This window comes from Paenibacillus sp. Soil522 (assembly GCF_001428245.1).
Classification (GTDB): Bacteria; Bacillota; Bacilli; order Paenibacillales; family Paenibacillaceae; genus Pristimantibacillus.
Map to the genome: position 1 here is coordinate 1 of NZ_LMRV01000077.1, position 15733 is coordinate 15733.

Annotated in this window: 17 protein-coding genes and 2 pseudogenes; 17 read left to right on the forward strand and 2 right to left on the reverse strand. The window is 42.5% G+C overall.

Going from position 1 to position 15733, the window contains the following annotated elements; genetic code table 11:
* From ASG81_RS31330 to ASG81_RS23550, 6 genes are all read left to right on the forward strand, one after another.
* A partial coding sequence (locus ASG81_RS31330; protein ID WP_235549003.1) for a transposase occupies positions 1-473 on the forward strand: 473 nt, incomplete at both ends.
* Positions 474-569: 96 nt separating this feature from the next.
* Positions 570-1468, forward strand: an 899-nt coding sequence (locus ASG81_RS34145) for an IS3 family transposase (RefSeq protein WP_442952956.1), incomplete at its 3' end; no start/stop codon positions are given.
* Positions 1469-1475: 7 nt separating this feature from the next.
* Entirely contained in the window at positions 1476-1649 is a 174-nt protein-coding gene (locus ASG81_RS34150) for an IS3 family transposase (RefSeq protein ID WP_442952957.1), read from the forward strand.
* 361 nt (positions 1650-2010) lie between these two features.
* On the forward strand, positions 2011-2922 hold the full coding sequence (locus ASG81_RS23540; protein ID WP_056640055.1) for an NAD(P)-dependent oxidoreductase: 912 nt from the start codon (positions 2011-2013) through the stop codon (positions 2920-2922).
* Between the two features lie 163 nt (positions 2923-3085).
* Positions 3086-4168 carry a serine hydrolase domain-containing protein gene (locus ASG81_RS23545; protein ID WP_081417545.1) on the forward strand — a complete coding sequence of 361 codons (1083 nt, stop codon included), beginning with the start codon at positions 3086-3088 and terminating at the stop codon, positions 4166-4168.
* Between the two features lie 50 nt (positions 4169-4218).
* On the forward strand, positions 4219-4935 hold the full coding sequence (locus tag ASG81_RS23550; protein WP_056640058.1) for an MOSC domain-containing protein: 717 nt from the start codon (positions 4219-4221) through the stop codon (positions 4933-4935).
* A 189-nt stretch (positions 4936-5124) separates the two neighbouring features.
* Here the strand turns inward: ASG81_RS23550 and ASG81_RS23555 are convergent, their stop codons facing one another.
* Entirely contained in the window at positions 5125-6408 is a 1284-nt protein-coding gene (locus ASG81_RS23555; protein WP_056640061.1) for an MFS transporter, read from the reverse strand.
* 159 nt (positions 6409-6567) lie between these two features.
* On the opposite strand from ASG81_RS23555, the gene ASG81_RS23560 reads away from it, so the two are divergent.
* From ASG81_RS23560 to ASG81_RS23615, 11 genes and pseudogenes are all read left to right on the forward strand, one after another.
* Positions 6568-7200 (forward strand): TetR/AcrR family transcriptional regulator, encoded by a 633-nt coding sequence (locus ASG81_RS23560; protein ID WP_056640064.1) that lies wholly within the window; start codon positions 6568-6570, stop codon positions 7198-7200.
* 780 nt (positions 7201-7980) lie between these two features.
* Positions 7981-8592: a glutamine amidotransferase-related protein gene (locus tag ASG81_RS34155; RefSeq protein ID WP_056640073.1), complete on the forward strand. Its 612-nt coding sequence runs from the start codon at positions 7981-7983 to the stop codon at positions 8590-8592.
* Positions 8593-8911: 319 nt separating this feature from the next.
* Positions 8912-9154 (forward strand): hypothetical protein, encoded by a 243-nt coding sequence (locus ASG81_RS34160; protein WP_081417546.1) that lies wholly within the window; start codon positions 8912-8914, stop codon positions 9152-9154.
* A pseudogene (locus ASG81_RS23580) lies at positions 9124-9471 on the forward strand (DinB family protein); the annotation flags it as partial. The gene ASG81_RS34160 and the pseudogene ASG81_RS23580, both read left to right, overlap by 31 nt.
* 164 nt (positions 9472-9635) lie before the next feature.
* Entirely contained in the window at positions 9636-10007 is a 372-nt protein-coding gene (locus tag ASG81_RS23585) for a hypothetical protein (RefSeq protein ID WP_056640076.1), read from the forward strand.
* Positions 10008-10134: 127 nt separating this feature from the next.
* The coding region (locus ASG81_RS34165) for a GNAT family N-acetyltransferase (RefSeq protein ID WP_442952953.1) at positions 10135-10541 on the forward strand (407 nt) is incomplete at its 3' end.
* A 1-nt stretch (position 10542) separates the two neighbouring features.
* A pseudogene (locus tag ASG81_RS33140) lies at positions 10543-10654 on the forward strand (GNAT family N-acetyltransferase); the annotation flags it as partial.
* A gap of 109 nt (positions 10655-10763) precedes the next feature.
* Positions 10764-11084, forward strand: a complete 321-nt coding sequence (locus tag ASG81_RS23595; protein ID WP_056640082.1) for a hypothetical protein — start codon at positions 10764-10766, stop codon at positions 11082-11084.
* Positions 11085-11491: 407 nt separating this feature from the next.
* Entirely contained in the window at positions 11492-11785 is a 294-nt protein-coding gene (locus tag ASG81_RS23605; protein WP_056640087.1) for a hypothetical protein, read from the forward strand.
* Positions 11786-11815: 30 nt separating this feature from the next.
* Positions 11816-12619 (forward strand): S-layer homology domain-containing protein, encoded by an 804-nt coding sequence (locus tag ASG81_RS23610; protein ID WP_056640091.1) that lies wholly within the window; start codon positions 11816-11818, stop codon positions 12617-12619.
* A complete protein-coding gene (locus ASG81_RS23615; protein ID WP_155971840.1) occupies positions 12583-13428 on the forward strand; it encodes a pilus assembly protein TadG-related protein in 846 nt (281 codons plus the stop codon). Before ASG81_RS23610 ends, ASG81_RS23615 begins: the two co-directional genes overlap by 37 nt.
* 286 nt (positions 13429-13714) lie before the next feature.
* Here ASG81_RS23615 and ASG81_RS23620 read toward each other — a convergent pair whose 3' ends face one another.
* Entirely contained in the window at positions 13715-14689 is a 975-nt protein-coding gene (locus ASG81_RS23620; protein ID WP_056640098.1) for an acetylxylan esterase, read from the reverse strand.
* Positions 14690-15733 lie beyond the last annotated feature (1044 nt).

Below are 15733 nucleotides of genomic sequence, written 5' to 3' on the forward strand. Positions count from 1 at the left end.
TCCAAACGGAAAACCGCAGCTATTCCGCAGAACTTAAGCTTCAAGCGGTATTGGATTACCTTGAGGGGGAATTATCCCAGTACGATATCATTGATAAATACAAGATTGCGAGCAGAACGCAGCTTTCCGACTGGGTGAAGAAGTATAATAATCATAGCAACTTAAAAGCCTATAGAGGGGGAGCAAGGGCTATGACGAAGGGACGTTCTACAACCTGGCAGGAACGGCTAGAGATTGTTCAATATTGCCTAACACATAATCAGGACTACGGGAAGACAGCGGAGCAGCATCAGGTCTCCTACCAACAGGTATACCAATGGGTGAAGAAATACCAGGATGGCGGGCAAGAAGCACTGCAGGATGGCCGAGGACGTAAAAAGGCAGAAGAGGAATTAACCGACGCAGACCGCCAAAAGCTTGCGACGAAGAAGCTGGAGGCTGAAATTGAGCGTCTTCGGGCAGAAAATGCATTCNAAAAAGGCAGAAGAGGAATTAACCGACGCAGACCGCCAAAAGCTTGCGACGAAGAAGCTGGAGGCTGAAATTGAGCGTCTTCGGGCAGAAAATGCATTCTTAAAAAAGTTAGAGGAACTCGAAAGAAGGCGACGCTAAGTCAAGTACGTCAGGAAAATATCTACCTCGCCATTCAAGCAGTTGTGCAAGACGGGCAATTCAGCATAAAGGCGCTGTGTGAAATTGCAGAGATTCCGCGCTCAAGCTATTACAAATGGCTGAATCGCGAGCCCAGTATACGCGAGCAGGAGAACCATACGCTCACAGAAGCCMTGATCTCGCTCTATGAGAAGGTAGGCGGTATCTATGGGTACCGTCGATTAACCCTTCACTTATGCAGAGAAAAGCAGCAGCAGATTAACCACAAACGTATCCAGCGCCTCATGCAGCTGCAAGGGATTCAATCTGTGATACGCCGCAGAAAGCGAAAAAAATATGCACCGTCAACTCCTCAGCACGTAGCTGAGAACCTGTTAAACCGCGAATTCTCTGCGACAAAGCCGAATGAGAAATGGGTAACGGATGTAACGGAATTCAAATATGGTCCTGGTCAAAAGGCGTATTTAAGCGCCGTTCTAGACCTTTATGACAATACCATTGTGTCCCACGTATTCGGGCGCTCCAACAACAACAGCCTCGTGTTTCAGACCGTCAAAAAAGCGATTAAAGCAGCACCCAAAAGCAAACCAATGCTGCATAGTGACCGAGGCTTTCAATATACATCATTTAAATTCAAAAAGATCCTGAAGAAAGGCAAGATCGTGCAGAGCATGTCTAGAGTGGGYAGATGCATCGATAACGGACCTATGGAATCCTTCTGGGGAACTCTAAAATGCGAGAAGTATTATTTGCACACGTACCATACTTTTGAGGAGCTCGAAAAGGACATTGAGGCCTACATCCACTTTTACAATTACGAGCGATTACAAGCGAAATTAAACGGACTCAGTCCGATNGGACCTATGGAATCCTTCTGGGGAACTCTAAAATGCGAGAAGTATTATTTGCACACGTACCATACTTTTGAGGAGCTCGAAAAGGACATTGAGGCCTACATCCACTTTTACAATTACGAGCGATTACAAGCGAAATTAAACGGCCTCAGTCCGATAGAATTYAGGACCAAGGCCGCCTAACTGTTTTTATTTTTTRTGCTGTCTACTTGACGGGGTGCAGTTCAAATTTATCGGCAGCCTGTTCAACTTAGCAGGTTTACTTAATACATTTGCATATTACTGGACAAGCGAAATTAAACGGCCTCAGTCCGATAGAATTTAGGACCAAGGCCGCCTAACTGTTTTTATTTTTTGTGCTGTCTACTTGACGGGGTGCAGTTCAATACGACGGCAGCCTTCGTTTTGCTAAACGGGCAGGATTGCTTAGTGATCACTGTTATAGGTAATATCTATTTTTTCTATAAGATCTGGATATTGGAAGTATTCCCTCTTCTCTATTAATATGTAATTGCATATAATCGATCGAGAAATGGGGAAATGAATGAAACAGAAATGGCAATGTGCTGTAGACAAAGCAATCAATTTAACTAAGCAAGAACGAAATAAATTAGAGAGAAAATTTATTGTTAAATATATCGATATACTAAAGACTAGTAAGGAACAACTTGCGAACTTTGATATGTTTTTGATTCATACTAAAATACCGAATCAATTATTGGAAAGCTTCATAAGATGCAAATACATTGGAATTCGTGCTCATAACACCGATTATGTTAGTAGTGATCTTGCGCATAAGCAAGAAATTGTCATTCAAGGTATACCTCAAGTAGGAGAAAATGCAGTTGCAGAGCATACATTTTCCTTGATTTTTGCTGTTACCAAGCAACTCTTTCTTTCGAATCAGAATATCAGAGAAGGAAAGTGGAGAGAAGGACTGGGTCCAAATGTTGAACTAAGAGGTAAAAATTTGGGGGTCATCGGTTACGGTAAGATTGGCAACGTGGTAGCGTTAATTGGACAATCTCTTGGTATGAATGTATTAATTGCTTCAAGTAGATCAAGCTCAAAAGATGGTCAATTAACTATAGATGAAGTGTTACAGCAATCCGACATCGTAACATTGCATGCGTCCACGAAAAACAATAAAGAAACAATGATCAATAGGAAGCAGTTCGAATTGATGAAGAATGGGGCTATTCTCATCAATACAGCGAGAGGAAGTTTATTAGATTATAATGATTTAGAAGAAGCATTACAGAGTGGAAAGTTAATGGGTGCTGGGCTAGATGTATATCCCGAAGAGCCCAATTCTAAAAGAAAGCTGTATGAACTTCCTAATGTTATTTGTACACCTCACCTTGCATTTTATACGAATGAAACTATTTCGAAAATGAACCAACATTTGTTGGATCAAGCAATTGATTACTTTAATAATCTGGACGATATTAGGTAGTTGCACTAACGGGTACAATAGTTAAGGAGCTTGCTTTGCAGCAAGTCCTTTTTAGTTTATTGAAGTAACTGGCAGATTAGCCTAAATGAATTTTTATTAAATTACAGGAGGATATCAATGTTATTACTTCGAACCATTTAGGGGAAAGAAGGGAGAATAAAACTTGCAAAAAGTATTGAGTAACCACTTTAAAAGTCTTAATGATTATGTATATTACACTCAAAATGCTATTGGAGCCACAGCCTCAGCAACGTACATAATAAAAGATAATTCTGTTATCAACGAGTGGTATTCAGGAAGACATGATTCAACTCCAGAGTCACGTATAGTTGATCAAAAAACACAGTTTAATGTAGGTTCTGTTCGTAAAACACACCTTGGTCTTGCAATAAGTTTGTTAATTGAGCAAGGAAAAATCAAAAGTATTGATGACGAAATTGGAGCTTATCTAAATGAATATGCACATATAGCAAATGGGGCGACTTTGCGGCACCTCCTTACACATACCCATGGTTTAATTGAGGAAAATGGACAACTCGTGAGGGAGTTCCCAATTGGCAAGGGATGGGCTTACAGAAGCCCTGGTATTACCATGCTAATTAAATTGGTAAATCAGTTGTCGGGACAAAACTTAAGTACCTTCATGCAAAGAAATATATTTGATATTTATCAGCTTAAAGAAACTGGATGGAGAACAGAGTATTCTGAAGACCTGATATATAATTATTATAACGATAAAGATACATGGGTTGGACCAAACAATAGTGATGCAGGAGATCAAAGTAATTTATTTATTAGCGCACGAGATTTAGCTAGGTGGGGATACATTCATCTTAAAAAAGGATGTCTAAATGGTGAACAATTATTACCTCAGAGTGTTTTTGAACGTGTTATTACTCTTCAAACTCCAAATTCAGTTCCATCAAACTATCCACGAAATGGTTTTATATGGTGGTTGCAAAGTGATACGCCTCTCAATCAAATAGGAAAACAATTACCAAGTTGCTCTTATCAAATTCTAGGTATTACGGGATGCGCTTGCTTGGTTATCCCTAAATATGATGCCGTTGTAGTAAGGATGTATAACCAATTAAGTAATTCAAGTGGATATGATTATTTAAGCGATTTAAGACAGTTCGGAAATATGACAAATGACCTTTTAATGACATTTTCAATTAATAACACGGAAACGCCAGCCGATATAATGGCTGCCGTTTTCTCACCTAACAGGAGTAATGTGCAATGAAGGGTATATGAACTATAATGAGGCTATACTACTGAGTCGGAGGGTTAGCTTTGAAATTACTCGTTGGTGAAATAAACCAAATTATCCGTTTTCCTGTAAAATCGTTTGCGGGAGAGAATTTAGAAACTTGCACAATTGATAAGTATGGATTATACGGCGATCGTTTTTGTGCCTTTTATGATGAAACAAAGGAAGGATGGGACAGCTTTTTTACCGCCCGAGATATTCCTAATATGCTTGGTTATAAGGCAATGCTCGTCGATGACGGAATAAGAGTATTATCCCCTGATGGACGAACCTTAGGTTGGAATGAAGACCTATTAGAGGAAATTCAAAAATACTCCAAAAGAAAAATCTCTATGGCGAGTTACAAGGCGCCAAACCCCGAAAACCCTGACCTTATGGCTGTCGATTTGGCTAGTGTCCTGATTATCACAGACGAGAGCCTACGAAAACTTGAAGCGATATGGGGAAATAGATTAGATGCACGCCGTTTTAGAGCAAACTTAGTTGTATCATTAGCCGAAAACAAGATCAACGAAGTTGACTGGATAGGAAAGCGATTATCGATCGGTAACACAGAATTTCAAATCGATACTTCTTGCGAACGTTGTTCAATAATTACAATCGACCCTAATACACTCGAACGTGATGCTTCTCTTTTGAAGAAAGTAAACGAAGAAATGAGTTTAATATTCGGTGTGTACGCTTCAGTTAAAAAAACGGGACAGATTCATGTTGGTGACAATGTATATTTAGTTGACTAAATGCTAATTACGGGTACGATAGTTCAATAAATGCGGCAGTCATTTTCTCGTCCAAGACTGCCGCTGTTTCTATTATTGGGGTCAGTCTAATACTTATTTTACGAAGTCTGACGATTTTGTAATGCGAAAAGCCGCGTGGGATCAATACATTCAGTCTAGTACTTTATTTTCCTTGAACAGTAAGATCTCCTAGGCCGTCGATGCCGTTGCCAGATTCCGTTCTGCTTTATTACTTTTCCGAACCGCATAGTATGCCAAGCAGCTTATCAAACTTAGAACAATATTGACGGCTATAAGAATTTGGTAATTGTGGAGCAGGTCGTAATTCAATCCTCCGGCAATAGCCGCAAAGCCGCCGCCTAACTGATGGAACAGCAGCAATACTCCCGTTTGAAGACCTATTGCCTTAGATTTTAGGCTTTCGTTGGCGACAAGGATACCTCCGGGAATTGCACCAAGATAGGTGGCTCCAAAAATTAAGGTGAATAAAATGGGAGAAAGATAGTGATGAGCGAATAGGATTGAAAACGCGACGGCTCTAATTAAGTATAAACAACTCAGCGCAAACGCCCTGGGCATCCGGTCTAGGAGGGCGGCGAAAACAAACCCGCCGACAAGCTCCAATATCCCTAATAGGCTTAATGACGCGACGAACATGGTATGAGATACATGCGCGGATTGTTGGATAGCCATAAGATGCATTTCAACGGTACCCATGCTGAAACCGCAGGTGAACAACGCGAAAATAACAACCATTAATACCGGGTTTTTTATGTAGGCTAGAAGAGCCTCTAAAGATTCGCGGAGATTTGCCCGTCCGGCGGATCGAGCCGGTTTCAAGATCCCCGAACCCTTGGAATCAGGTTTAGTTGGGTCCGAAGCTTCGACAGCCTCCGCCTCCGTTTTTTTTCGTTCACGTACAAATAAAATCATCAATATGATAAACGCTATTCCAATAGCCATGGAAATTCTATAGGCAGCCATCCATGTCAGCCACGATTCGTTGCCGACAAATAGGGGGGTAATAAGCGCCAACCCGATCGAGCTCGAACTGCTTATGATCATTAATGCTTTGGCTCTGTGGTGATGAAACCATTGGGTGACGATAACGTAGCTTGTACTCGCGCCAATACCCGCAAGTCCCCCTAGAATGCCAAACCCGATGAAATATCCGACCGGATGAGGGAAAATCAAAATGACCCCCGTTGATGCCAATCCCATCAGACTTCCTGTTACTATCGTAACCTTGTATCCGAATTTGTCAGTCAGCCAACCGCCGAATGGGGCGCACAAAGAACCAATCAAAATGCTGGCGGACCATGCATATCCCAAGAAAGTCCTCGTGATTCCAATATCGTCCGTAATCGGACCCTGATAATATTGAACGATCACTCTCCCGATGGAGCCCAGGAACCCGAGAATCCATAGAAAACTTACAATAAACCATGCATATTTAGCTTCCTTGAACCACATTCTGTTTTTCCTCCCCTATTATCATAAATGATACCGTTCAGTATCTTTAAAGATAGCACATGATTTTCATGTGAACAAGATAAAAAAGGAAAGCAAAATTTTATTAATCATTTTTGCTATACTTATCTTATTCACATCCTATCTCTTCAGGAGGGCGCCATGAAAAAAGGGGAAAGCACTCGCAAACATATCATTATGAAATCAGCCGAATTATTTAACCAGCGCGGATATGCCGGCTGCTCTCTTGCTGATATTACCGAATCAACCGGCATAAAAAGAGGGGGCATTTATCGCCATTTCGCGAGTAAAGATGAAATCGCTTTAGAAGCCTTTGATTATGCCAGAAGCATAGTCGGGCAGAAATTTACCCAAGCTATCGAGGATAAACAATCGGCTTACGATAAATTGCTTGCCTTCTTCCAACCCTATGAGAATGTTGTTGAGGACCCGCCTTTTATAGGTGGATGCCCCCTATTAAATACGGCGGTCGAAAGCGACGATGCGCATCCCGAGCTGCGCAAAAGAGCGCAGTATGGACTCGAAAAAACACTGAACGGGCTAAAGGACATTATTGGAAAAGGGATTAGGAGCGGTGAATTTAAAGCCGATATAGATGTAGAGGCTCTTGCTACCTTCGTTCTCTCCCTGCTGGAGGGCGGGATTATGATGAGCAAGCTGGAAGGCGATAACAGGCATATGCGCCTGAATATCGAATCCTTCTCGCATTACTTGAGGCAAATTTGCACCGATCCGTCAGCAATGGGGCTCTCCAATAATTCGACGAGCCCATGAGCTGTACAAACCTAATGCAGTCTCTAAAGCTCTTAAAGTTATTAATAAGCAAAGAGAGGTAACACCATTTGAGAGTATGGATAATTTTGTTCAAACACGAGTTGCAAAGCTTCGTTCTGTTGAATTAGTTGGGTTTCAAGGTGAAAGTTTAGAGGACGAGCATAAACTTTTCGACCAACTGAAACAAAGCATCAGTGATATTAAAAGAAAGAATCAGTATCTAGTAATTTTGCCAGGAATCCGACCTCTAGTCGCTGTTGAAGTAAGTGAACCAATGATGTACCAGAAGGAATGATGCAGTATACTATTCCTGAAGACGAATATGTCATCTTTCGATTCGAAAAAAAGAATGTTGGTGAGTTCTGGAGTAAAGTATGTACTGAAGAAAACCAAGCAAAATATAATATTGATTTGTCTAAACCAAGATACAGATATTTACACCTGACCTTCAATCTTCAGGTGTACTTGAATGGTATATCCCAACTGTGAATTAATCTAACGGAGACGATAATTCAATACCGAAAGGGCTGCCTCGTGGTAGTTTACCACATTGAAATATTCGGCAATTTATAGTATAAATTTCTAGATGAGTTTAAAAGGGGGCCTACAAATTGAAAGTTGGAATTATTGGTGACTTTAGTCCAGAATATCCATCACAGATCGCTACTAATAATGCTCTTATGCATTCATCTGGAAAATTAGGGGTATCTGTCGAGTATGAGTGGATTCCTACAGCTACAATAAGTAAACAAATGGATANTCGCTACTAATAATGCTCTTATGCATTCATCTGGAAAATTAGGGGTATCTGTCGAGTATGAGTGGATTCCTACAGCTACAATAAGTAAACAAATGGATACCATTAAGGAGACGTATCAAGGTTTTTGGATAGGCCCAGGGGTTCCTGATTCTATTGATGGGGTATTAAGCATTATTCAATTTGCTCGCGAAAAYAATGTRCCATTGCTAGGAACATGYGGTGGATTTCAATACATCATTATGGAGTATGCAAGAAACAAAATGATGTTGGAGAATGCAGGACACGAAGAACGAGATCCTCACTCAACTCAATTAGTTATTAGTAAACTAGCTTGCTCAWTAGTTGGCCAAAAAGSTGAAGTCATAGTAAAGAAACCTTCGAAAATCTCAGWGATTTATCAAGTCGAAAATATWATTGAACAGTTTAGATGTAACTATGGACTTAGTCCAGAATATGAAAAACAAATTCATGAAGCCGGATTAAGAATAGTCGGAACAGATTCCATAGGGAACCCAAGAATAGTTGAAATACCTGAGCATAAATTCTTCATCGGTACGTTATTTGTTCCTCAATTAAGCTCGACCTCGGATTCCACACACTGCATCGTTGACTCCTTTATTAATTGTCTATAACAGAAGCTGATCGATGGCCANAAGAATAGTTGAAATACCTGAGCATAAATTCTTCATCGGTACGTTATTTGTTCCTCAATTAAGCTCGACCTCGGATTCCACACACTGCATCGTTGACTCTTTTATTAATTGTCTTTAACCAGCTATAAATCAGTTGGGTTATTTACCTGACCGACTTTTAGTGCGATTAGTACATAGATGATTAAGCTAACGGAAACGATAGCTCAATGAAAATGGGAAAGACATTCGTTATAAGAAACGGCTGCCTTTCCACAACTAACAGGTAGTTAATAACTCGCACTAGGATGTGTTAGCAGGTATGACGAAGAAACAAGTTTTAATCGGCATTATTATCGCTTTAACAGTGGCAGCAGCAGTTGATTATGGGGTATTTGTAGTTTGGGGGTTGATATATGTGACTGGATTTAAGCAACCCGCTGATTTTGAGTACCACAATTCAGACAATACCTTTGTGATCTTTCATTATCAGTTTGTTTGGACTCACTATTTATTAGAAGCTGTTTCCATATTTGGATTGATCTTAATTGGGTTTATAGAATGAAAGGACAACCACTTCCTCATTCTTTAAAAGAGCAATATGGACCCATGATAGATGTAAATAATAGGCTTCCGATGGTCAAAGGGAAGTCTTTGGACACTCTTATGTCTAAATATGAAGGTGTAGTAAAAATGTTGAAAGATACATGTACACTATTAACAGATGCTGATCTAGATAAAATTGTCACTTTTGGACATGAAAATGAAAAGCAAGCAACCATATGCTGGGGACTATGGCATATGGCTGACCATAGCCGCTATCATCAGGCTCAAATTAATCAGCTTAGAAAGTGGTATAATGAAAATTCTCTGTCAAATTAAAGGGGCGAATGTTCAAAAGTGAAATCGTCCTTCATTGCGCTAACGGGTACAAGAGCTCAATAAAGACACGTAAGGTAGCCAGCCTGAGATGGCTACCAAGATTAGAAAACTGATACGTATTGGGAACTGATTACATTCAATACATAGGGGAAAGAGGTTGTAAAATGACTGAAGGTATTTACAAAGAGTGGCCAACTGATGAACACGCCAGATGGATTAAAATGGGGCATTTCTTTGGTAAGACCCTTATGGATAACGTTAAAGGATACGCAAAAGAGAAAATTAATTCTAATTGCTCTGTAGAGGAAAGACTTGCTGCTGAAAAAGCTATTAGTGATACTTTGTACGGTTTCATGATGCTATTAGATGGTGTTATTGACAGTAGCATCGATAAGGACCATGGAGTTGAATTTGCGCTGATAGCAAGAATATTTGACCAGAATACAAGAGAATATCTTGAAGAAATCGAATTGGCTCCAGACGGAGATGGTTTGTGCATGGGGATTCAAATGTGGGAAGATGGGGAATTTGAATAGAGTTGTTGTGTGGCAGCCCCTCACTCCGCTAACGGGCAGATTAATTGAGCAAATTTTTGAAAACATCTCGAAATTCAAGATATAATCATATTGGAATATCTAATATGAATTTTGTGGAGTTGGTCTCATGGATGTTGATAAGATATTTTTGAATCCGCCTGTTTTTGAAACTGAGAGGCTCATCCTTCGCAAATTAGAAATGTCAGATGCTAACAAATACTTCGAATTTGCTACCGATCCAGTGGTATCGSTAGAAACGTTATGGGACAGGCATATTACCGTTAATGATACAATTCATTATCTACAAAAGGTTATGCATAAGTTTGAGTCAAAGCAAGCCATACGCTGGGGAATTATTAATAAATTAAACAACAAACTAATTGGGAGAACAGGGCTTATTAGTGTAGATTCCGTTCATGAAAAGGCGGAAATTGGTTATGCACTCTCTAGTGAGTATTGGAATCAAGGAATTATTACTGAAGCAACAAGGAAAATTATTCATTACAGCATGGGATCTATATCATGTTATCGATTNTTCCGTTCATGAAAAGGCGGAAATTGGTTATGCACTCTCTAGTGAGTATTGGAATCAAGGAATTATTACTGAAGCAACAAGGAAAATTATTCATTACAATATAATTAAGTAAAATCGGAACTTTTGCTATCTGTACTACATAGTTAAGAATGGATTTTTAGGAGGGGTTATGTGAAAAAAGAAAATATCTTGTTTCCATTTTCAATTGTTATCCTTGGTGGATGCATGATATTATCGGCAAGCAGGCTTTGAGCAAGCTGGGAAAACGAATGTCCTCCTTTGTTTCGAGCGCTTTTGAGTCCATGACGATCAACGTACTGCTTAAGCGGGAGAACGCGGATCCGGGAAGTGCGTCGCAGGTTGGCTTTTTTAAAGCGTTTATCCTGCAACAGCTGCTTGGATTTCGTTTGAATCGCTGGCGGGCGAATGAACAGGTAAGCACGGCGATGTCTGATCTTGAGGCCAGAGGGATTACGGTAGACTCCTCTAATATAGGCGACAAAAAAATGACGAATGTGCAGCTTGACCGGGCTTTGGAGTAACGGTGCAAACCCCAATTCGGTTCGTCACTGGGGGCAGAATGGACATCAGGTTACCCAAAACCAGTATGATCGCATGCTAGAGAATNCTGGCGGGCGAATGAACAGGTAGGCACGGCGCTGTCTGATCTTGAGGCCAGAGGGATTACGGTAGATTCCTCTAATATAGGCGACAAAAAAATGACGAATGTGCAGCTTGACCGGCTTTGGAGTAACGGTGCAAACCCCAATTCGGTTCGTCACTGGGGGCAGAATGGACATCAGGTTACCCAAAACCAGTATGATCGCATGCTAGAGAATCAAGAGAAGCTGACACAGATGGAGAACAAGCAGAAAATCGTCGAGAAGCTGACAGAGAAAGCGATAGAGGAGCCGGTCAAGGATAAATTTGGACTAGGGAAGTGAATAGGATGCTGAAGTGGATCCGGGCRYTGGAGGATAAGCAGCTGCTTCGCGGTGTATGGTGGAATACTGGCATTTTTGCTGTTGTGTTTCTCTTGTTATGCTATTTGGGCGGTGATCATGATTATGTGAGYTTCCAAGTCTCAGTCATTATATTGATTGTCGTTTACTTTCCGGGMTTGTTGMTATTGCTGGCTATGTATATCAAAGCAGATGCTGAAACGCGCAGAGCCTATAACATACGAATCGGATTAGTTGCAGCCGGTGGCGTTATTACCATAGTGTGGAGGTATATGAATTAGCGACAGCCGAGAAAAGGATGTGTATCATCGTTGCATAAAAGAATGGCTTTATTATTTTTATCTCTGAGCCTCGCTTCCGTTATGCTTGCAGGCTGCTTCGGGGGGGCTGAGTCCACGGAAGGCGGATTGCCCTCCAACGACGTTGTCGCCGAAGCGCAATCGCCGGTTCCTGCGACGGAAAACGCTCCATCCGGTCAAGAGGAGCAAAGCACGGAGATACCGGAGGAATCTGTACAGCCGGAGCCTGTTCAGGTTAATGATATCGCAGGGCATGCTTCTGAGACGTACATTACGCAGCTGCTGCAAAGCGGGAGCATTAAACCGGATACGGACGGCAATTTTCGGCCAAACGAGGCAATTACAAGATCGGAATTCATTCATTGGATGTACGGATATGACAACAAAGGAATTAAGCCTTATAAGCCTTCGGCGCCGAGCTTCATCGATGTGCCAAAGGAGCATGCCGACTTTGAGCTTATAGAAGGGTTACACCAAGCCGGAGTCATTACCGGATTCCCGGATGAATCCATGAAGCTGGATAAGGAGCTTACGCGCGAAGAGCTGTGCTTGCTATGGGCTTGGTATCAAAGCGCGGATAGTGTAATCGATCCGATTATCCCGCTCGCATCCGCGGAGCTTAGCTTGAAGCCTTATGGAGACGGGGATAAAGTAGGCCAAATATTCATCCGGGCTGTCGATCAATATTTGACCAATGAAGATGTTTCGTACACGGCCGTGTTCGGCAAAACGCCGAAGCTGAATCCGCAAGGATCGGTTACAAGAGCGGAAGCTGCACAATGGATCGTATCGTACAGCGACAAGAACGAACAGTAAGAAGGGTGATGCTTAAAGTGGAGGGAGATTCCTGTCGGAGCGGTATCGTTGCAACCGTGAAGAATGAGCGCGGAAGCATGTCGCTGCTAGCGATAGGCACCTTGGCGCTTGTGATCATCGTCAGCGTTTATTTGTTTTATTTTTTTACTGTTTTTATTGAGAAGCGCCAAGCCCAAAATATCGCCGATGCAGCATCGTTGACTGCTGTTCAGACGATACGGGAGGAATATGAGGAAGCAATGCAGGACAAGGCGGAGAATGAAATTCAAACCTTTCTTCTGGAATACAGCGAGCTGCTTAAGCCAGCAGTGCCTGACACAGAGGAAGAATCCCCATTGCCTGAGAATGGAAGCGAAGCTGAAGGCGGCCCGTCTGGCTCAGTTATCCCGCCGGAACCGGCGCTTAAGCTTGAAGACTTGATCGGCAGTTCAGAGCTGCGCCGATTGATAGAGGATGAAACCTTTGATAAGGAAGAGCATTGGCTGCTTGTTGCCAAGGAGAGCTACTTCGCGGATCAATTCACAGCGCGAAAGAATGGCGAGCTTCTATATGATGTTATTAGGCGTGAGGCTGGAAAGGTTGAAGCGGTTGCCAGAGAAGCTATTGAGGCAAACAACGGCAAAGCTGGCGGCAGCTTGACCTTTCCCCTAGAGGGCGAGCCAAAATTCCTTCTAAAAGCAACGCGTACGATGAAGCTGGACAGCATCGGCTTCGAAAAAGATATTATAACCGGCGCCGCCGCAGGCATTTCTTCTAAGGAAGTTCCCATTGACGTAAGCGGCAAGCCCCCTTTTACAATCTATTGGTAACAAAAAAGCTGCTGCTGGAAAAGTCCGGGACTTTTCCAACAGCAGCTTTTATTGTAAACGAAAATGCGGAATCGTTGCACGCACGAGTGTGACTCACCTTGCCAGTCAATAGATTTTGTCGAACTAATTCGAGCTGTTACGTGAAAAGAGCCCATTTAAGTCGATTGCGCATAACTAAAGGGCTCTTTTTTTTACTCTTTGCGTTAAAGCAGCTCTTTAAATGTATGAAATCGAACTAATGGGCACTGAAATCCGAAACGCTCATTATTAAGCTGCAAAAATCGAACTAAATGGCTGGGATTTGCAAGTAATCCATAAATAATTGCAGGCGGGGTGCAATAGAGCCTGGCACAAGCTCATGTCCGAAATAGCGATATACCGCGATGTCTTTGTCGCAGGTTATATGATTGTATACGGCAAAGACGGTGGACGGCGGCGTAATATCGTCGACAAGCCCGATCGTCAGCCATGAGTAGCAGCTAATACGCGGGGCGAGGTTCATAATATCGAAATAGCTTAATGTTTCTTTCGCGTTTGTTTCGATTGCCGGGCTGCCTGAATGGCGGCGGAAGTAGTCGTTAAGCTCGCTGTACGGTCCGCGCGGCGTCGTATCGATCGCTCGTTCAAAGTTCGATAAGTACGGGTGATCAGCAACCGCTAGCTTAGGCACACCCGATAACGCAGCGGCTGCGAGAGTGATCGCGCCGCCTTGGCTGCCGCCCGTTACGGCGATGCGATCGGCATTAACCTCCGGCATAGCTGCCAAAATGTCGATGGCGCGTACCGCATCCATATAAACGGCACGGTAATAATATTCATCCTTGTTTTGAATGCCCTTGGCCATCCAGCCGGCAACATGACCGTTCGACGAAACCACATTGTCCTGGCTCTCGCCATGCTGGCCCCGGCAGAACATTTTCAGAACGGCATAGCCCTTCAAAGCCTGATTCACCGTATCGTGAATATCTCCGTCAACACACCAATTATAGCCATGGAAAGCGACGATGCCTGGAAGCGGATCCGCTTGCTCGGGCAAGGCGAGTATAGCTTCGATCCTCGCATCGTTAAAGCCTTGGTAGAATACGCTGTAAACCTTCAAGCCCTTCACCGGATAGCTCAGCTCAGTCCGCTCATATGTAAGAGGCACCTTGGCCAATTCGGCTATCGTTGCGTTCCAGAAAGCATCAAAATCATCTCGCCGTGTTAGAGCAGGCTTATACTCTCGCAACTGATCGAGGGGCAAATCATACGGTTGTGCCATTTCATTAACCATCCTTTTTATTTGAATTGAACGACTAGAATTGAAGCTAGGATGATGATATCAATTGTGAACTGAAAGCGCAACCACCACAGCTGCTGGACATTTCTGAAAGTGCTGCTGTACAGCTGCAGATAAACGAAGAGTAATTGAGGGCCTCGTATGTTATTCCGATCCGCATAAGCAGCTATATTGTATTTTCACAGGAGAGAAGACCGTTTTCAGTGAAATGAGGTCTCTATGTTGTACCCCATACAATATAGAGACACGTATGTCAGGGCTGCAACCGAAAATAGCAGCTTTTTATTGCAAATGTGCAGGATAGAGCAGAAGTTGGGGATAATAAAGGCAAAGTTCCTGCAAATGTGCAGGATAGTAGAGAAAGTTAGGGCAGCTCCTCCAAAGCAGGGGTCGCATTTATTGGTCATTGTAACTAAATAGCATGAGAAAATCCCGCCGCTTTAGGCGGATCAAGCCCGCCAACAAGCCCGTTAATGGGAGTTGTGCCTTTACTCGAATAAACGTATATTTTATCTCTCGCCCAATACTAGCATCGAATAGTTTAAAACTAATTTTTCAAACAATAATGCAGGAAGAGACGTCTTGTACAGTCTGCAAAGATCGGCAAGACGTCTCTTTTTTGCGTTCGTCTATCCGAATAATGAAGTCCAATTCGTAAAACTCCGCTTTTTTCACCTATTTCATTGCCTTTAGAAAATAGAGAAGTAGCGCAGCCGCCGTTATAGGCTTATGAATAGGGAAGCAGCTGGAAAAAGGAGAAAAGGTTGAATATTTCCCGTTGAGCGCAGAGCAAATAACGATTAAGGTCAAAGCAATCCAATAGCTGCATGGCGTTGGAATTGAGTGCAGGCGGCAGCAAGCGCTCATGCTGGAAGAGGGAGAAGGCGAATTTTCTTATCCGTCTATTATCGAAGCTGACGGCAAGTTATATGTCACGTATACGGGAATCGGAAGAAGATTGCCTTTTGGGAGCTGACATTGTAATGGGGACATTTTGTATTAGCGGAAGCGACTTTACGTATGACG